This is a genomic window from Micromonospora musae (assembly GCF_003626545.1).
Classification (GTDB): Bacteria; Actinomycetota; Actinomycetes; order Mycobacteriales; family Micromonosporaceae; genus Micromonospora; species Micromonospora musae.
The window spans coordinates 253,101-269,537 of the sequence record NZ_RAZS01000005.1 but is presented as its reverse complement, the minus strand read 5'-3'; the positions used below and the strand labels follow the sequence as shown (position 1 = coordinate 269,537).

The following is a 16,437-nucleotide window of genomic DNA, read 5'->3' as shown; positions in this document are numbered from 1 at the left end:
CAGCTTCCGCCGGTGTGTGCTGCCACACTGCTCGGCATGCGCGTGCTGCTCTGCCCGGACAAGTTCGCCGGCACCCTGACCGCACCGGCGGTGGCCGCCGCGATCGCGGCGGGTTGGCGTACGGTCGCCAACCGTGACGATCTGCTGATCCGGCCGCTCGCCGACGGCGGGCCCGGCTTCGTCGACGTGCTCGCCGACGCGTCGGACGGCCACCGGAGAACGGTGCCGACGGTCGATCCACTCGGCCGTCCCGTCACCGGTGAGATCCTGCTCACCGCCGACGGCACCGGCTACGTCGAGAGCGCTCAGGCGTGCGGTCTGCACCTGCTCGCCGACGCCGAGCGGGATCCGAAGATCACCAGCTCCTTCGGCCTCGGCCTGCTGGTCGCCGCGGCGGTCGAGGGGGGCGCCCGGCGCGTGGTGATCGGGCTCGGCGGCTCGGGCACCAACGACGCGGGGGCGGGAATGCTCGCCGCGCTGGGCGTCACCCCGCTCGACGAGGCGGGCCTGGCCCTGCCGTACGGGGGCGCGGCGCTTGCCGCCGTCGCCGGGCTCGACGGGGCGCCCCGGCTGCGCGGCGTCGACCTGGTGGCCGCCACCGACGTCGACAATCCGCTGCTCGGACTGCACGGCGCGAGCAACGTCTTCGGCCCGCAGAAGGGTGCGGACCGGGCAGACGTGCTCCTGCTGGACGCCGCGCTGGAACGCTTCGCGGCGGTGCTGGAACGGGATCTGCCCGGTTGTCCGGCGTCCCTCGGCGCGCTGGCCGGAGCCGGGGCCGCCGGCGGGATCGGCGCGGCGGTCCTCGCCCTCGGTGGGCGCTGCGAGTCGGGCATCGGCCTGGTCACCCGGGCCATCGGCCTCGACGAGGCGCTGGACGAGGTCGACCTGGTGATCACCGGCGAGGGCTCCTTCGACCATCAGTCGCTGCGCGGAAAGGTGGTCGCCGGGGTGGCCGGGGCGGCTCGGGACCGGGGGCTTCCCTGCCTGGTCCTGGCCGGTCAGGTGAGCACCGGCCGGCGGGAGGCGGCCGCCGCGGGGGTCACCGACGCGTACAGCCTGGTGGAGCACTTCGGGGGCGACGAGCGGGGCCTGGCGGAGGCGCTCAGCCGGCCCGCCGACGGGCTGCGCGAGCTCGGCGCCCGGCTGGCCGGGCAGTGGAGCCGCCCCCGGCAGGTGTGACCCGCGCCGCCCGGGGCAATCCCGAGCTCACGTCCAGGGGTCAGTGCGGCCCGGACCGGCCTACAATCAAAAATTGGACCACAGTGGGAATCGCCGACGGACGGGTGACGTTGGTCGGGGACGAACACACCACGAGCGCGCAGGGAGAATTCCACGTGACCACGCCAGCGCAGACCGAGTCGACCGAGGCCCAGGCCGCCACCACCGTCGTCCTCACCGACGTCGCGGCGCAGAAGGTCAAGGCCCTGATCGAGCAGGAGGGCCGTGACGACCTGCGGCTCCGGGTCGCGGTGCAGCCGGGCGGCTGCTCCGGCCTGCGGTACCAGCTCTTCTTCGACGAGCGCTCCCTCGACGGTGACGTCGTCAGCGGCTACGACGGCGTCGAGGTCGTCGTGGACCGGATGAGCGCCCCCTACCTGGCCGGCGCCACCATCGACTTCGCCGACCGGATCGACGCCCAGGGCTTCACCATCGACAACCCCAACGCGGGCAGCTCCTGCGCCTGCGGTGACTCCTTCAGCTGAATCGACCTCAACGAGGACGGGGCCGCCCATCTGGGCGGCCCCGTCCTCGTTGCGGCCCGGTTTCCGGCGGGTGACCGCCGTCCTACCGACCGGACACCGCGGGATTACCGGCCCGGTAGGCTGGCCGCGCCCCGCTCCCGAACCATGAGGGTTGACATGAAGATCGCGGTGACCGGTTCGATCGCCACGGACCACCTGATGAGCTTCCCCGGTCGCTTCGCCGACCAGCTCATCGCCGACCAGCTGCACAAGGTGTCGCTCTCCTTCCTGGTGGACGATCTGGTGCTGCGCCGCGGCGGAGTGGCGGCGAACATCGCCTTCGGCATGGGGCAGCTCGGCCTGCACCCGGTGCTCGTCGGGGCGGTCGGCGCGGACTTCGCCGACTACCGCTCCTGGCTGGAGCGGCACGGCGTGGACTGCGACTCGGTGCACGTCAGCGAGGTGGCCCACACCGCCCGCTTCGTCTGCACCACCGACCTCGACATGTGCCAGATCGCCTCCTTCTACGCGGGGGCGATGAGCGAGGCACGAAACATCGAACTCGCCCCGGTCGCCGATCGTCTCAGCGGCCTCGACCTGGTCCTGGTCGGCGCGAACGACCCGGAGGCGATGCTGCGGCACTCCGCCGAGTGCCGCGAGCGCGGCTACCCCTTCGCGGCCGACCCCTCCCAGCAGCTGGCCCGGATGGCCGGCGAGGACGTGGTCGCGCTGATCGAGGGCGCCGAGTACCTGATGACCAACGACTACGAGAAGTCGCTCCTGCAGAGCAAGGCCGGGCTCAGCGACGAGCAGCTGCTCGACCTTGTGAAGGTCCGGGTCACCACGCTCGGCAAGGACGGCGTGGAGATCGCCGGACGCGACTTCGACCCGATCCACGTGCCCATCGCCCGGGAGATCCGGGCGGTCGACCCGACCGGTGTCGGGGACGGTTTCCGCGCCGGCTTCTTCACCGCGCTCTCCTGGGGCGTCGGCCTGGAGCGGGCCGCCCAGGTGGGCTCGCTGCTGGCGACCCTGGTGCTGGAGACCGTCGGTACGCAGGAGTACCAGGTACGCCGGGACCTCTTCATCAAGCGCCTCGGCGAGTCGTACGGCGACGTGGCCGCCGACGAGGTCCGCCCGCACCTGGTGGCCTGAGCCGCTATTCGGGCGGAACGGCCGGCGCGGGTGTGATCAGTGCACGCGGCGGACGTCGTAGGCGGGCCCGTCGGGTCCGGTGACCCGGGCGACGAACTCCTGTCCCCGCATCCGGCACCAGGCGGGGAGGTCCACCGCCGCCGCCGGGTCGTCGGCGAGCACGCGTACGACCGTGCCCACCGGCAGCTCCGGCAGGCGGCGGGCCACCGCGATCACCGGCAACGGGCAGCGCTGGCCCCGGCAGTCGAGCACCTCGTCCGGCATCGTCACAGCCCCACCACCCCCGCCTCGGCCCGCAGGTGGGCGACGATCCCGGGCAGCTCGGCGAGGAAGCGCTCGACATCGTCCGCCGAGGTCTCCCGGTGCAGCGACACGCGGACGTTGCCGTGCGAGAGCACTCCCATCGCCTCCAGCACGTGTGACGGCCGCAGCGTCGAGGAGGTGCACGACGAGCCGGAGGAGACCGCGAAGCCCCGCCGGTCCAGCGCGTGCAGCAACGCCTCGCCGTCGACGTAGAGGCAGGAGAAGGTGACCAGGTGCGGCAGCCGGTGCTCCGGGTCGCCGACGACCTCGACGTCCGGCACCTCCGTCGCCACCCGGGCCCGGATCCGGTCGACGAGCGGCGTCAGCCGGGCCGCCTCCGCCTCGGCCTCCGCCGCCACCGCGCGCAGGCTGGCCGCCGCGGCCACCACCGCGGGCAGGTTCAACGCCCCCGGCGTACGACCCGACTCGCGCTCGTCGGCCGGGTAGGGCGACTCCCAGCGGACGCCCTTGCGCACCACCAGCAGGCCGACGCCGGCCGGGCCGCCCCACTTGTGCGCGCTCGCGGTCAGCACCGACCAGCCCGCCGGCACCGGCATCCGCCCGACCGCCTGGGCCGCGTCGACGTAGAGCGGTACCCCGGCCTCGGCGCACGTGGCGGCCGCCCCGGCCACCGGTTGGAGGGTGCCCACCTCGTGGCTGGCCGCGATCAGCGCGGCCAGCGCCACGCCCGGCTCGCGCACCTCGGCCGACCAGGCGTCGAGATCGAGCCGCCCGAGCCGGTCCACCGGCACGGCGACGGCGTCGCCGCCGCCGGACACGTGCCGCTCGGCCGCGTGCAGCACCGCCGAGTGCTCGATGGCGGAGTGCACCAGCCTGCGGCCGGTCCGCCGTCGACCGGCCAGTCCGCCGAGCACGGCGGCGTGCGCGGCGGCCGTGCCGCTGGCGGTGAAGGAGAGCTCGTCGGGGCGTACGCCCAGGGTCTCGGCGGCCGCGCCCCGGGCCGCGTCGAGCAGCTGGCGGGCCCGACGGGCCTGCGTGTAGAGCTTGCCCGGGTCGGCCCAGCCGTCCTCGAGGGCGGCGGACAGCGCCTGCCGCGCCACCGGGTGCAGCGGCGTCGCCGTGGCGGCGTCCAGGTATACCGGGGAGGCGCTCACGACTCATTACGCTATCTCGCCGATCGAGCCAAGATCCCCCGTTGGGGGTCGGAGAGTGACCCCAACACGGTCCAGCCGGTCATGGTCGAGTAATCTGCGACCGTCGGTGACGCCTTTGCCGCAGGTGCTGTCGCTCCGGGAGCCGGAGATCGACAGGACAAGGACAGACACCGCGGCGCGCTAGGGAGGCAGGACCAGGTGGTCGCAAGGAGTTCGGAGGTACGGCCGTCGGCCGTACGGCACAACGCGGGAGCCGGCGGGCGCCGGCGGCGTGGTGCTGGTCGGCTCGCCGGGCTCGGTCTCGGCGGCGCGGCGCTGCTGTTCCTGCTCACGGGCTGTGACGTCGGCAAGACGTTCCACGGCTTCGGTTGGCCGCAGGGCGGTATCACGCCGCAGTCGCACCGGATGTACGACCTCTGGATCGCATCCTGCATCGCGGCGCTCGCAGTCGGCGTCTTCGTGTGGTTCCTCATCTTCTGGTGCGTGATCCGCTACCGGAAGCGGGGCAACGACCTGCCGGTGCAGACCCGCTACAACATGCCGATGGAGTTCCTCTACACCATCGCGCCGATCCTCGTGGTGTCCGTGCTCTTCTACTACACGGCGATCGTGCAGACCGACGTGAACAAGCTGAGCAAGAACCCGGACGTCACCGTCGAGGTGGTGGCGTTCAAGTGGAACTGGCAGTTCAACTACCGCGACGGCCAGGGCGTGGACGCCAACACGGTCGCCTCGACGCTCGGCACCAGCGAGGTCATTCCGATCCTCGTGCTGCCGACCGGTCGGTCCATCCGTTTCGAGGAGACCAGCCGGGACGTCATCCACTCGTTCTGGGTGCCGGAGCTGCTGTTCAAGCGCGACGTGATGCCCGGCAAGATCCGCAACGTGTTCGAGGTCTCCAGCCTGGACAGTGAGGGCGCCTACGTCGGACGCTGCGCGGAGCTCTGCGGCACCTACCACGCGTTCATGAACTTCGAGCTGCGGGTCGTCTCGCCGGAGGAGTACGACCAGTTCCTCGCGGCCAAGCGGGACGGCAAGACCACCCAGGAGGCCCTGACCGCGATCGGCGAGGACCCGTACGCGCAGACCACGGCGCCGTTCGAGACGCGGCGTACGGAGCACAACTTCAACCCGGACCCGGCCCCGGCCGGCGCGGGACGCTGAGGGAGCGGGCATGAAGACCGAGTGGCGTATCTTCCTGATCATCGCCGGCTTCCTCTTCGGCGCGACGATCCTCTACGGCGCCTGGACCGCCGGTGAGGCGGACGGCCGGGTCGAGTGGGTCGGCACCACCGCGCTGGCACTGTCGTTCTTCCTCTGCTCGATGTGCGGCGGCTTCTTCTGGTTCGTCTCCCGCCGGATCGACCTGCGTCCGGAGGACCGTCCGGACGCGGAGATCGCCGACGGCGCGGGCGAGGTCGGCTTCTTCAGCCCCGGCAGCTACTGGCCGTTCGGGCTGGCGCTCGCCGCCGCCGTCGCCGGCCTCGGCCTGGTCTTCTGGCAGTTCTGGCTGGTCGGCGCCGGCCTGGTGGCGGTCATCTTCGCCGTGTGCGGGCTGCTCTTCGAGTACTACTCGGGCACCCGGCGCACCGCGGAGCACTGAGCCCGCCGCAACCGGACCAACCACGAAAGCCCGCCTCCTCGGAGGCGGGCTTTCGGGTGTCCGGGGCCGGTGCGGCGTGGTGAGTGCGGGGCCGTGGCGCGGGTGCCGTCAGGCGGCCCGGCGTCGGGCGGGGGACTGCCCGCGGGCTTGGCCGAGGCGAGGCGCGCGGAAGGTGAACGTGGCGATCAACACGGCGCCGCCGCAGCGGGTGCAGACGAGTTCGGGGCAGTCGGCGCCGTGCCCGTCGACGCAGGGTGGCGTCTCGAACTGCTGAACGCCCTGGCAGCTGTCGCAGTAGAGCTCTCGCTCCGACACGGGCGTCTCCTCTCGCTGTGGGCCGCCGGAGTGACGCCGTGCCGCTCGGGGGAGCGGGGCCGGTCGTGGGCGTCGGCCCGACGGAGGTCGAATCACTCCGTTGTAGTTTGGCACGCCGCTCCGACATGAACGGTCGCGCCCGCGTGCGCTCGATCGACTCGACTTCAAGGAAGTCGGGCCATCGCGGTCGCTGGGACACCCCGACTTCAGCGAAGTCGAGTCGATCAAGACGATCCAGGCGGCGACCACCGCGACCTCGGCCGCGGCGGCCGTGACCACCGCGACCTCGGCCGCGGCGGCCGTGACCACCGCGACCTCGGCCGCGGCGGCCGTGACCACCGCGACCTCGGCCGCGGCGGCCGTGACCACCGCGACCTCGGCCGAGGCGAGGCCTCAGAGCCCCTTGGCGACCTCGACCCAACGCTCCAGGGTGGCCGCCGCGGCGCCGGAGTCGATCGACTCGGCGGCGCGGGCCAGCCCGCCCCGCAGCGCCTCGACGAGATCGCCGTCCAGCGGGCCCTGGGTGGCCAGCGCCGCCGCCGCGTTGACCAGGACGGCGTCGCGTACCGGCCCGGGCTCGCCGGCCAGCAGGCGAAGCGCCACGGCGGCGTTGTAGGGCGCGTCACCGCCGCGCAGGTCGGCGAGGGTGGACCGGGGTACCCCGAGGTCGACCGCGTCCAGCAGCGTCTCGCGTACGGTGCCGCCCTGGGCCACCCAGACCCGGGTCGGCGCGGCGGTGCTGAACTCGTCCAGCCCGTCCTCGCCCCGCATCACCAGCACCGAGTCGCCCCGGGCGGCGAAGACGCCGGCCATCACCGGCGCCATCCGGGAGTCGAAGCAGCCGACCGCGCCGGCGCGGGGGCGTGCCGGGTTGCTCAGCGGGCCGAGGAAGTTGAACACGGTGGGCACGCCCAGTTCGCGCCGGACCGGGCCGGTGTGCCGCATACCCGGGTGGAAGCGGGCCGCGAAGCAGAACGCGATGCCGGCCTCCGCCACGCACCGGGCCACGGCCTCCGGGCCGAGATCCAGCGGTACGCCCAGGAACTCGAGCAGATCCGCGGTGCCGCAGAGCGAGGAGGCGGCGCGGTTGCCGTGCTTGACCACCCGTACGCCGGCGCCGGCCACCACGAGCGCGGCCATGGTGGAGATGTTGACCGTGTGAGCGAGATCGCCCCCGGTGCCGACCACGTCCAGGGCGGTGGCCCGCTGCTCGTCGCTGAGCTGCACCGGGACCGCCCGGGTGAGCATCGCCTCGACCAACCCGGCCAGCTCGGCCGACGTCTCACCCTTGGCGCGCAGCCCGACCGCGAACCCGGCGACCTGCGCGGCGGTGGCGGCGCCGCTCATGATCTCGCCCATCGCCCAGGCCGTGTCGGCGGTGGAGAGCTCTTCGCCGCGCAGCAGCGCGTTGAGCAGGTGCGGCCAGGTCCGATCGCCCATCGCGGGCCTCCCGAGCATGCGGATGCGGGTGGGTGAACCGGCGCCGGTCGGTCCGGCGCCGTGGTCGGTGCCGGAGCGGGGACGTCAGGCGGGTGCGTGCGTCCGCAGCAGCTCGGCCACCGTGTTGCCGGTGGTCACCGGGTCGAGCGGGTGCACCAGAGTGGCGTCGACCTCGGCGTAGGCGGCGAGCCATCGGTCCGCCGTGCGGGCGATCACCACGCAGGTCGGCGGCGCGTCGGCCCGGTCGTCCTTGATCTGGCGGGCGATTCCGATGCCACCGCCGGGCGTCGCCTCGCCGTCGAGCAGCAGGAGGTCGATCTCGTAGTCGTCGACCAGCCGGACGACCTCGGCGTAGGTGGCGGCCTCGACGAACTCGATCAGGAGACCGGGCGCGGGCCGGGTGCCGACGGCGAGCCGCATCCGGTCACGGACCTGCGGGTCGTCGCTGTAGAGCAGGACGGTGCACTCACGATCGCTCATGCCGACACTCCGCTTCGCTATCCCACCTCGTAGCTGCCCGCCGATCGTACCGGTCGACGTGACACAGCCGACATCCCGCCCGGCGCCGCTCCTCGGCGACGTACCCCGGCGCAGCTCAGGCCGCTGACTCGGCGGCGCGCTCGCGGGCCTCCTGCCGGTCGAGCTCGCGGTCGACGCGGCGTGCCTCCCGCTCCGACTGTTTGATCCACTGGATCACCAGCACGGCGAGCATGGTCACGCTGACGAACTCGCCGCCCGCCCAGAGGATGCCGCCGGCGAGCACCTGATCGTCGAACGGGTCGGCCCAGTCGAGACCGAGGGAGGGGTACCAGTCGCCACCGAAGAGCGTGGTGCTCTGCATGACGGTGAGCCCGAGCACGGTGTGGAACGGCACGGAGAGCACCATCAGCAGCGCCCGCGCCGGGTAGGGCCAGCGTCCGGGGAGTGGATCCAGGCCGAGCAGCGGCCAGAAGAACACGCAGCCGGTCATGATGAAGTGCGCGTGCACCAGCTCGTGCGCCCAGGCGTGCTCCAGCGTGAACCGGTACAGGTCAGTGAAGTAGAGCACGAACGGATTGACCACGAAGATGGCGAACGCCACCAGCGGGAAGCTGTAGACCCGGGCGATCCGGCTGTGCACGATCGCGAGCAGCCGCTTGCGGGGTCGCTGCGGAAGCGTCCGGAGGGCGAGCGTCATCGGCGCGCCCAGCGCCAGGAAGATCGGCGCCACCATCGACAGCATCATGTGCTGCACCATGTGCACGCTCAGCAGCGCCGTGTCGTAGGCGTGCAGCCCACTCACCGTGACCAGCGCGATCCCCCCGAGGCCGGGCCCGAGGAAGAAGACGGTCCGGGCCACCGGCCAGTGGTCGCCACGCACCCGCAGCCGGTGTACGCCGTAGAGGTAGATCCCGGCGGCGAGCACCAGGCCGACCGCGAGCCAGCTGTCCAGCCGGGTCTCGGTCAGTACGGCGCCGATGGTGAACGGCGGCGGGAGCGCCTCCCCGCCGGCCGCGCTCGACGGCAGGGCAGAGACGCCGCCGGCGGCGTACACCGAGGCGGTCGAGGTGGCGGCGAAGATCGGATCGACGTGCAGCACGCTTTTCAGGCTAGGCCAGGCGAACCGGACGACCACGATCGGGCCACCCTGACCACCGGTTTGGCCCCCCGCTGATCGTGGATGCCGGTCAGGGGCAATAATGACCGCGTGACTGCGGCCCCAGCCATTGACAAGAGCCGGATCCACTCTCTGACCCGACCGAACATGGTCAGCGTCGGGACGATCGTGTGGCTCTCCAGCGAACTCATGTTCTTCGCGGCGCTGTTCGCGATGTACTTCTCCATCCGCGCCGCGGCGCCGGAGCAGTGGGCGAAGCACACCGAGCACCTCAACATCCCGTACGCGACCACCTTCACGGTGATCCTGGTGTTGTCCTCGGTGACCTGCCAGCTCGGTGTCTTCGCGGCGGAACGGGGTGACGTGCACGCGCTGCGGCGCTGGTTCACGATCACCTTCGTGATGGGCCTGATCTTCGTACTCGGGCAGCTCAACGAGTACCGCACGCTGGTGCACGAGGGCGTGAAGATCAACGAAGACGGCTACGGGTCGATGTTCTACCTGACCACCGGCTTCCACGGTCTGCACGTGACCGGCGGTCTGGTCGCCTTCATCATCTTCATGATCCGCACCACCATGGGCCGGTTCACGCCGGCGCAGGCCACCTCGGCGATCGTCGTGTCGTACTACTGGCACTTCGTCGACGTGGTGTGGATCGCGCTGTACGCCATGATCTACTGGCTTCAGTGATCTTGGCGCATCACGAACTGCGCCGTTGCTCCGTCCCCTGAGAAGGTCCAACCGGTTAAGGACACAGGTCATGACTTCTGACAACGACCGCCGACGCGGTCTGCTCGCGCGGCTGCGCGGGCGGCCCGCGGCGCGCAGCAGGGGCCGCCGCCGGCTGGGCGCCGCGGTCCGGCTGCTCGCCGCGCTGACGCTCGCCGGCGGCGCCTACACCGTCTTCGCCCCTGGTGCGCAGGCCCAGGACGCTCCGCCGCTGAGCAGCGCCGCTGCCGAGGGCAAGGCGCTGTTCGACGTTAGCTGCGTGACCTGCCACGGTCGCAACGCGCAGGGTGTCGAGGGACGCGGCCCGAGCCTGATCGGCGTCGGCGCGGCCTCGGTCGAGTTCCAGGTGAGCAGCGGGCGGATGCCGGCGACGCGCCAGGAGGCCCAGGCGCACCGCAAGCCGCCGCTCTTCACCGACGAGCAGACCCGCCAGCTCGCCCAGTACATCCAGGAGCTCGGCGGCGGCCCGGAGCTGCCGCAGGGCACCAACCTGCGCGAGGGCGGCGACATCGCGACCGGCGGTGAGCTGTTCCGGATCAACTGCTCGCAGTGCCACGCCTTCGGCGCCGGTGGTGGCGCGCTCTCCTCGGGCAAGTTCGCCCCGAGCCTGCGCCCGGCGAGCGACCGGCAGATCTACGCCGCGATGCTCAGCGGTCCGCAGAACATGCCGGTGTTCGGCGACAACCAGCTTCGGCCGGACCAGAAGGCCGACATCATCGCCTACATCCAGGAGACCCTGAAGCACGACCAGGACCCGGGTGGTTTCAACCTGGGCCGGTACGGCCCCTCCACCGAGGGTCTGGCGATCTTCCTGGTCGGCATCGTCGCGCTCGTCTTCGCCACCCTGTGGATTGCGGGCAAGTCGTGACCGAGCGGACTTTTCGATCCAGTGCTGTGGTGCCGTCGCGCGGCACCGCCGGTAACGAGGTGACGGCATGAGCACGCACACCGAGCACCAGACCCAGCAGGGTCGGGAGCCGCTCGACGTGAACACCCCCGGGCTTACCCGCTTCGACATCGTCCGCGAGGGCGCCCGCCGGGACGACATCGAGATCGTCCACTACGAGCCGCAGGTCGCGCCGGGCACGAAGGCCGAGCGTCGACTCGTCCGCCTGGTCGCCTGGTTCTTCCTGCTCGCCGGCCTGGTGGGGACTGCCTTCCTGGTCATCTACATCTGGTGGCCGTGGGAGTACGCTCCGGGTCGCGGCAGCGACAAGTGGTACACCCCGCTGCTCGGGGTGACCCTGGGCCTCTCCCTGCTCGGCGTCGGCTTCGGCATCCTGACCTGGGGCAAGAAGCTGCTGCCCAAGGAGGTCTCGATCCAGGACCGGCACGAGGGCGCGGTCTCCGAGGACAACCGCACCATCACCGGCCAGACGATTGTCTACATGGCGGACGAGTTCGGCGTGAAGCGTCGCCCGCTGCTCGGCATCTCGCTGCTGGCGGGTCTCGTGCCGATCGGTGCGGTCGCTGCCGCGCCGCTGGTGGGTGGGCTGATCTCCAACCCGCACAAGAACAACCAGATGTTCACCACCGGTTTCGCCCCGGCGGAGGGTGGGCAGCGGATCCGGCTGGTCCGTGAGGACGGCCGCCCGATCCGCCCCGCAGACGTCAGCGCCGGCGGCCAGCTGACCGTCTTCCCCGGCATCGAGCACGGCATCAGCAACCAGCACGCGGACTCGCCGACGCTGCTGATCCACCTCCGGGACGAGGACGCGCAGGAGTCGCGGCGGGCCAACGAGCGAGTGGGCCACGGCGACTACATGTGGGGCAACTACGCGGCGTTCTCCAAGATCTGCACGCACGCGGGCTGCCCGGCCAGCCTCTACGAGCAGCAGACGAACCGGCTGCTCTGCCCGTGCCACCAGTCGCAGTTCCTGATCACCGACAACGCCCGGCCTGTTTTCGGCCCCGCCAGTCGACGGCTGCCGCAGCTGCCCATCGAGGTAGACTCTGAGGGCTTCTTCGTGGCGAAGTCCGACTACACCGAGACCATCGGGCCCGACTTCTGGGAGCGGCCGTGAAGCGTCGTAAGTTCGACCTGGCGGCGACGCCGGGCAAGGCTGCGGTGGGGATCGACGACCGCTTCAAGGTGGCGACTCCGCTGCGCGGCCTGCTGAACAAGGTCTTCCCGGACCACTGGTCGTTCCTGCTCGGTGAGATCGCGCTCTTCTCGTTCATCGTGCTGCTGCTCACCGGCACCTTCCTGACGTTCTTCTTCGAGCCGTCGATGACCGAGGTGGTCTACAACGGCAGCTACGCGCCGCTGCGCGGCACGCCGATGTCCGCCGCGTACGCCTCCAGCCTGGACCTCTCCTTCGAGGTCCGGGGTGGTCTGGTCATGCGGCAGATGCACCACTGGGCGGCCCTGCTGTTCATGGCCGCGATCGTCGTGCACATGCTGCGGATCTTCTTCACCGGCGCGTTCCGCAAGCCGCGTGAGGCGAACTGGATCATCGGTTCGCTGCTCTTCTGGATCGGCTTCCTGGCCGGCTTCACCGGCTACTCGCTGCCGGACGACGGGCTCTCCGGCACCGGCCTGCGGATCGCCTCGGGCATCATGCTGTCGATCCCGGTGATCGGCTCCTGGCTCACCTCGTCGATCTTCGGCGGGGAGTTCCCGGGCACCATCATCATCAGCCGGTTCTTCATCGCGCACGTGCTGCTCATCCCGGCCCTGCTGCTCGCGCTGATCACCGTCCACCTGGGCCTGGTCTTCACGCAGAAGCACACCCAGTGGCCCGGCCCCGGCCGGACCAACGGCAACGTGGTCGGCGAGCGGTTCTTCCCGCGGTACGCGCTGAAGCAGGGCGGCTTCTTCATGATCGTCTTCGGCGTGATCGCGCTGATGGGCGGTCTGTTCCAGATCAACCCGATCTGGCTCTTCGGCCCGTACGAGGCCTGGGTCGTCTCCGCCGCCAGCCAGCCGGACTGGTACGTCATGTTCCTGGACGGCTCGACCCGGCTCATGCCGGCCTGGCAGATCGACATTCCACTCGGCGACGGCTACGTGATCCCGCCGTTGTTCTGGCCGACGGTGGTGCTACCCGGCATCCTGGTCGGGCTCTCCACGCTCTACCCGTTCGTGGAGGCCCGGCACCTCAAGGACTACCGGACCCACCACCTGCTCCAGCGTCCTCGTGACGTGCCGGCCCGCACTGCGGTGGGCGCCATGGCGGTCGCCTTCTACCTGGTGCTGACCCTCTCCGGGGCCAACGACGTCATCGCCGACAAGTTCCAGATCAGCTTGAACGCGATGACCTGGGCCGGCCGGGTCGGCCTGCTCATCCTGCCGCCGCTGGCGTACTTCGTCACCTACCGCATCTGCCTCGGTCTGCAGCAGCACGACCGCGAGGTGCTGGCGCACGGCGTGGAGACCGGCATCATCCGGCGCCTGCCGGACGGCAAGTTCGTCGAGGTCCACCAGCCGCTGAGCGCGCAGGACCACGACGGCCACGGGGCGCTGGAGTACACCGGCTGGGTGGTGCCGAAGAAGATGAACCGGCTCGGTGCCCTCGGCCCGGCCATCCGGGGCTTCTTCTACCCGATCGAGAAGCCGGTCGACGCGCCGGTCTCGCCGGGACACCCGCCGGTCGAGCCCCGACCGGAGCGTGCGGAGATCAGCAGCGGCTCCGAGTCGCGTCACTGACCTCGACCCACCTGAACGTGGCGTCCACCGGATCCTCCGGTGGGCGCCACGTCCCGTTTCCGCCCCGGTCCGCCCCGACCAGGCGGGAAGCCGGTTGAGTCGGCGCAGAGCGGACGACGGGCCCGAGCGGGCCGTCCCCTCGCGCACGGGGATCGCAGGAATAACCCCGGTGAGCCGGGTAACCGTGCGGTCCAACGTCTCACGGGGAGGAAGCATGTTGGGAATCAAACGGCTCGGCCTGCTGGCCGCGCTGGTGCTGGTCGGTGTCGCGCCGGCCGCCGCGGCGCAGGCCAAGGCACAACCGTCGGAGCAGGACACCCAGTACCTGCAGGCGATCCACCAGGTCAACCTGTTCGAGATCACCACGGGTGAGCTGGCCCAGCAGAAGGGCCAGAACCAGCGGGTCAAGGACCTGGGCAAGATGTTCGTGACCGACCACACGCAGCTGGACCAGACGGTGCAGCAGACCGCGTCACAGCTCAACGTGCAACTGCCCAACGGGCCCACCGCCGACCAACAGGCGGTGATCGACCGGTTGAACAACGCCAGCGGCAAGAACTTCGACCGGGAGTGGGTGACCGCGCAGCTCGCCGGCCACCTGCAGGCCATCCAGGCCACCCAGACGGAGATCTCGCAGGGCTCCGAACAGTCGGTGATCCAGCTGGCGCAGACCGCGCTACCGGCGCTCCAGACGCACTATGACGAGCTGGTCCAGCTGGCTCAGCAGCTGGGCATCCCGGTCCCGCAGGCCAGCGCCACCGGTACGCCGAGCCCCGGCGCGACCACCGAGTCGCCGGCTCCCGGCGGCACGGAGACCGAGTCGCCGGCTCCGGGCGGTACCGAGACCGAGTCGCCGGCTCCGGGCGGCGGTACCACCGAGACCCCGGCTCCTGGCGTGAGCTGACCTCGGTGAGCACGAACGGCCGGCCCATCACACGGTGGGCCGGCCGTTGCTCGTCCGTCGGTGACCGGCGGCCCCGTCGTGGACCGGCGGGCCGTGGCGTACGAGGGGGCGGCGATCAGTCGGCGTTGGCCAGGCCGATCGCGAACGCCTCCTCCAGGTCGTGCTGGGAGTACGCCCGGAACGCGATGTGCGACTCGGTGTTGTTCACCCCGGGCACCTTCGAGATGCGCCCGGCGATCACCTCGGCGATCTGGTCGAACTCCCGGACGCGGACGATGGCGATCAGATCGACGTGCCCGGCGACCGAGTAGACCTCGCTGACGCCGGGAAGATTGGCCAGGGTCTCGGCCACCTCGGGAATCGAGTCGGTGGCGCAGTCGATCAGAACGATCGCGGTGATCACGGGCAGGTTCTCCGTTTCGTCGACGTCGTCGCCCACTCTAGGCCTGTTCCAGGACACCACGCCCGGCTGTCCCGGACCCGGGCGATGGCCGGGCGGCGCCTAGCCTCCGGCCGGTCCCCGACCCGCCGGCACGGTCAGCCCGTCAGCGGCCCGGACGACCTCGTGCAGCCGCTCCCCGGCCCGCACCGTCGCGCCGGGCCAGACCACCGACCGGATCACCTCACCGTGCACCACGGCGCCTGCCCCCACCACCGACTCCCGGCACCGCCCGGTGACCGTGGCGGCCGGATCGACGAGAACGTCACCGCCGGCGGCGTGCAGGTTCGCCGCCAGGTAGTCGGCCGGGGTGCCGGTGTCGTAGAAGGTGCCCCGGTAGGGCACCACCCGCAGCGCGCCCGCCGCCTCGGCCGGTCGCCACACCGCGCGTACCAGGTCGCCGAACTCGACCGGCAGGTCGCGCACCGCCCGCCAGGGCAGCAGCGAGAACCCGGTGAAGACGTGCCCGCGGAAGGTTCCGGGCGCTCCCGGATCGGCGGCCGGCTGGCCCAGCAGGCGCACCTCGGTCCCGTCCCAGCCGTCGAGCATCGCGGCGAGGTCCGGGCCGGGTCCAGCGGTCGGGTCGGCGAGGTACGCGTCCGCGTTGCCGACCAGCACCGGCCGCCCGGCGATCCACTCCTTCAGCTTCGCCACCCCGCCCGCCGTGCCGAGCGGATCGCCCGGCTCGACCGAGAGGTGGGCGCGGCCGCCGACGTGCTCGACCACCTGGCCGGCCAGGTAGCAGGCGTTCACCGCGACCCGGGCCGGCCCGGAGAGGCCGAGGCCTGCGAGCCGGGCGAGCGCCCGGTCCAGCAGCGGCACGTTCCCGACCGGGCAGAGCGCCTTCGGCAGCCGTTCGGTGAGCGGCCGTAGCCGGGTGCCCTCGCCGGCGGCGAGCACCACCGCGCAGAGGTCCGGCACGCCGACCGCCGGCACGCTCACTCCGCCGTGTCCGGCAGGGGCGGCGGGAACTGCCCCACCAGGGGCCCGATGCCGTAGTACGCCAGCAGGCGCGCCGTCGCCCAGCTGAGCCGGGGCAGGTCGTCCAGCGGATGCCAGGCGGCCTCGAAGACCTCGGCGCCGTCGACCTTCAACTCCGTGGTGGACGCCGGCACCTCCGCGGTGAAGACGACATCCACCCAGCCCTTGGCGTGCACGATCGCGTTCGGCACGGCCGGAACGAGCCGGGCGGGGGAGAGCCGGATGCCGGACTCCTCGTACAGCTCACGGGCCGCGCCCACCGCCGGGTTCTCACCCCGTTGCAGCAGCCCGGCCGGGAGCGTCCAGCCACGGCCGGGCGGCTGACGGAGCAGGAGCAGCCGTCCCGCCCCCTCGGCCTCGGAGTCCCGGACCAGGGTGACCGCGCCGACGATGTACTTCGGCACGGCCATCCGGACCAGGCGGCGGCGTACCGGCAGCGGCAGCCGGTAGAAGACCTGGTAGCCGATGGCCCGACCGGTGGCGCGCGAGCGAGGGATCATGACACCAGGCTAATGGCCACGA

Annotated in this window: 19 protein-coding genes; 10 read left to right on the top strand and 9 right to left on the bottom strand. The window is 71.6% G+C overall.

Annotated elements, in window-relative coordinates; genetic code table 11:
- The first annotated feature begins 36 nt into the window (after positions 1–36).
- The 3 genes from D7147_RS15940 to D7147_RS15930 all read left to right on the top strand — a co-directional run bounded on the left by D7147_RS15940 (position 37) and on the right by D7147_RS15930 (position 2,840).
- Complete coding sequence (locus tag D7147_RS15940; RefSeq protein WP_120678339.1) at positions 37–1,182, top strand: glycerate kinase family protein; 1,146 nt, start codon at positions 37–39, stop codon at positions 1,180–1,182.
- A gap of 155 nt (positions 1,183–1,337) precedes the next feature.
- Entirely contained in the window at positions 1,338–1,706 is a 369-nt protein-coding gene (gene erpA, locus D7147_RS15935; protein WP_120678917.1) for an iron-sulfur cluster insertion protein ErpA, read from the top strand.
- A gap of 156 nt (positions 1,707–1,862) precedes the next feature.
- Positions 1,863–2,840 (top strand): carbohydrate kinase family protein, encoded by a 978-nt coding sequence (locus D7147_RS15930; protein WP_120678337.1) that lies wholly within the window; start codon positions 1,863–1,865, stop codon positions 2,838–2,840.
- A gap of 36 nt (positions 2,841–2,876) precedes the next feature.
- Here D7147_RS15930 and D7147_RS15925 read toward each other — a convergent pair whose 3' ends face one another.
- Both D7147_RS15925 and D7147_RS15920 read right to left on the bottom strand, forming a co-directional pair.
- Positions 2,877–3,110, bottom strand: a complete 234-nt coding sequence (locus tag D7147_RS15925; RefSeq protein ID WP_120678335.1) for a sulfurtransferase TusA family protein — start codon at positions 3,108–3,110, stop codon at positions 2,877–2,879.
- Positions 3,107–4,258, bottom strand: a complete 1,152-nt coding sequence (locus D7147_RS15920) for a cysteine desulfurase family protein (RefSeq protein ID WP_120678333.1) — start codon at positions 4,256–4,258, stop codon at positions 3,107–3,109. Before D7147_RS15920 ends, D7147_RS15925 begins: the two co-directional genes overlap by 4 nt.
- 198 nt (positions 4,259–4,456) lie before the next feature.
- On the opposite strand from D7147_RS15920, the gene ctaC reads away from it, so the two are divergent.
- Together ctaC and D7147_RS15910 are read left to right on the top strand one after the other, a co-directional pair.
- Positions 4,457–5,422, top strand: coding sequence for an aa3-type cytochrome oxidase subunit II (ctaC, locus tag D7147_RS15915; RefSeq protein ID WP_120678331.1), 966 nt, complete (start codon positions 4,457–4,459; stop codon positions 5,420–5,422).
- 10 nt (positions 5,423–5,432) lie between these two features.
- Positions 5,433–5,861, top strand: coding sequence for a cytochrome c oxidase subunit 4 (locus D7147_RS15910; protein ID WP_120678329.1), 429 nt, complete (start codon positions 5,433–5,435; stop codon positions 5,859–5,861).
- A 108-nt stretch (positions 5,862–5,969) separates the two neighbouring features.
- Here D7147_RS15910 and D7147_RS15905 read toward each other — a convergent pair whose 3' ends face one another.
- From D7147_RS15905 to D7147_RS15885, 4 genes are all read right to left on the bottom strand, one after another.
- Positions 5,970–6,176, bottom strand: a complete 207-nt coding sequence (locus tag D7147_RS15905) for a hypothetical protein (RefSeq protein WP_120678327.1) — start codon at positions 6,174–6,176, stop codon at positions 5,970–5,972.
- Between the two features lie 393 nt (positions 6,177–6,569).
- The gene (gene trpD, locus D7147_RS15895; RefSeq protein WP_120678326.1) at positions 6,570–7,616 is read right to left on the bottom strand and encodes an anthranilate phosphoribosyltransferase; all 1,047 of its coding nucleotides are present in this window, start codon (positions 7,614–7,616) and stop codon (positions 6,570–6,572) included.
- Between the two features lie 84 nt (positions 7,617–7,700).
- Positions 7,701–8,096: a response regulator gene (locus D7147_RS15890; protein ID WP_120678324.1), complete on the bottom strand. Its 396-nt coding sequence runs from the start codon at positions 8,094–8,096 to the stop codon at positions 7,701–7,703.
- A gap of 115 nt (positions 8,097–8,211) precedes the next feature.
- Positions 8,212–9,195: a cytochrome c oxidase assembly protein gene (locus D7147_RS15885; protein WP_120678322.1), complete on the bottom strand. Its 984-nt coding sequence runs from the start codon at positions 9,193–9,195 to the stop codon at positions 8,212–8,214.
- Positions 9,196–9,303: 108 nt separating this feature from the next.
- Here D7147_RS15885 and ctaE point away from each other — a divergent pair, with 108 nt between their 5' ends.
- The 5 genes from ctaE to D7147_RS15860 all read left to right on the top strand — a co-directional run bounded on the left by ctaE (position 9,304) and on the right by D7147_RS15860 (position 14,495).
- Positions 9,304–9,903: an aa3-type cytochrome oxidase subunit III gene (ctaE, locus tag D7147_RS15880; protein ID WP_120678320.1), complete on the top strand. Its 600-nt coding sequence runs from the start codon at positions 9,304–9,306 to the stop codon at positions 9,901–9,903.
- Between the two features lie 70 nt (positions 9,904–9,973).
- Positions 9,974–10,810: a cytochrome bc1 complex diheme cytochrome c subunit gene (qcrC, locus tag D7147_RS15875; RefSeq protein WP_120678318.1), complete on the top strand. Its 837-nt coding sequence runs from the start codon at positions 9,974–9,976 to the stop codon at positions 10,808–10,810.
- A 67-nt stretch (positions 10,811–10,877) separates the two neighbouring features.
- Positions 10,878–11,966, top strand: a complete 1,089-nt coding sequence (gene qcrA / locus D7147_RS15870) for a cytochrome bc1 complex Rieske iron-sulfur subunit (protein ID WP_120678317.1) — start codon at positions 10,878–10,880, stop codon at positions 11,964–11,966.
- Positions 11,963–13,591 carry a cytochrome bc1 complex cytochrome b subunit gene (qcrB, locus tag D7147_RS15865; protein ID WP_120678315.1) on the top strand — a complete coding sequence of 543 codons (1,629 nt, stop codon included), beginning with the start codon at positions 11,963–11,965 and terminating at the stop codon, positions 13,589–13,591. The genes qcrA and qcrB overlap by 4 nt, the downstream gene beginning before the upstream one ends.
- 214 nt (positions 13,592–13,805) lie before the next feature.
- Positions 13,806–14,495: a DUF4142 domain-containing protein gene (locus tag D7147_RS15860; protein WP_120678313.1), complete on the top strand. Its 690-nt coding sequence runs from the start codon at positions 13,806–13,808 to the stop codon at positions 14,493–14,495.
- A 115-nt stretch (positions 14,496–14,610) separates the two neighbouring features.
- On the opposite strand, the gene D7147_RS15855 is transcribed toward D7147_RS15860, so the two are convergent.
- The 3 genes from D7147_RS15855 to D7147_RS15845 all read right to left on the bottom strand — a co-directional run bounded on the left by D7147_RS15855 (position 14,611) and on the right by D7147_RS15845 (position 16,415).
- On the bottom strand, positions 14,611–14,898 hold the full coding sequence (locus tag D7147_RS15855) for an Lrp/AsnC family transcriptional regulator (protein ID WP_120678915.1): 288 nt from the start codon (positions 14,896–14,898) through the stop codon (positions 14,611–14,613).
- Between the two features lie 99 nt (positions 14,899–14,997).
- A complete protein-coding gene (locus tag D7147_RS15850; protein ID WP_120678311.1) occupies positions 14,998–15,870 on the bottom strand; it encodes a nucleotidyltransferase family protein in 873 nt (290 codons plus the stop codon).
- Between the two features lie 2 nt (positions 15,871–15,872).
- Positions 15,873–16,415 (bottom strand): NUDIX hydrolase, encoded by a 543-nt coding sequence (locus D7147_RS15845; RefSeq protein ID WP_120678309.1) that lies wholly within the window; start codon positions 16,413–16,415, stop codon positions 15,873–15,875.
- Positions 16,416–16,437 lie beyond the last annotated feature (22 nt).

Coding starts and splice junctions, on each gene's coding strand:
- D7147_RS15940 (WP_120678339.1), top strand. CDS start 37: ATGCGCGTGCTGCTCTGCCCGGACAAGTTCGCCGGCACCCTGACCGCA.
- D7147_RS15930 (WP_120678337.1), top strand. CDS start 1,863: ATGAAGATCGCGGTGACCGGTTCGATCGCCACGGACCACCTGATGAGC.
- D7147_RS15910 (WP_120678329.1), top strand. CDS start 5,433: ATGAAGACCGAGTGGCGTATCTTCCTGATCATCGCCGGCTTCCTCTTC.
- trpD (WP_120678326.1), bottom strand. CDS start 7,616: ATGGGCGATCGGACCTGGCCGCACCTGCTCAACGCGCTGCTGCGCGGC.
- D7147_RS15890 (WP_120678324.1), bottom strand. CDS start 8,096: ATGAGCGATCGTGAGTGCACCGTCCTGCTCTACAGCGACGACCCGCAG.
- qcrC (WP_120678318.1), top strand. CDS start 9,974: ATGACTTCTGACAACGACCGCCGACGCGGTCTGCTCGCGCGGCTGCGC.
- qcrA (WP_120678317.1), top strand. CDS start 10,878: ATGAGCACGCACACCGAGCACCAGACCCAGCAGGGTCGGGAGCCGCTC.
- D7147_RS15860 (WP_120678313.1), top strand. CDS start 13,806: ATGTTGGGAATCAAACGGCTCGGCCTGCTGGCCGCGCTGGTGCTGGTC.
- D7147_RS15845 (WP_120678309.1), bottom strand. CDS start 16,415: ATGATCCCTCGCTCGCGCGCCACCGGTCGGGCCATCGGCTACCAGGTC.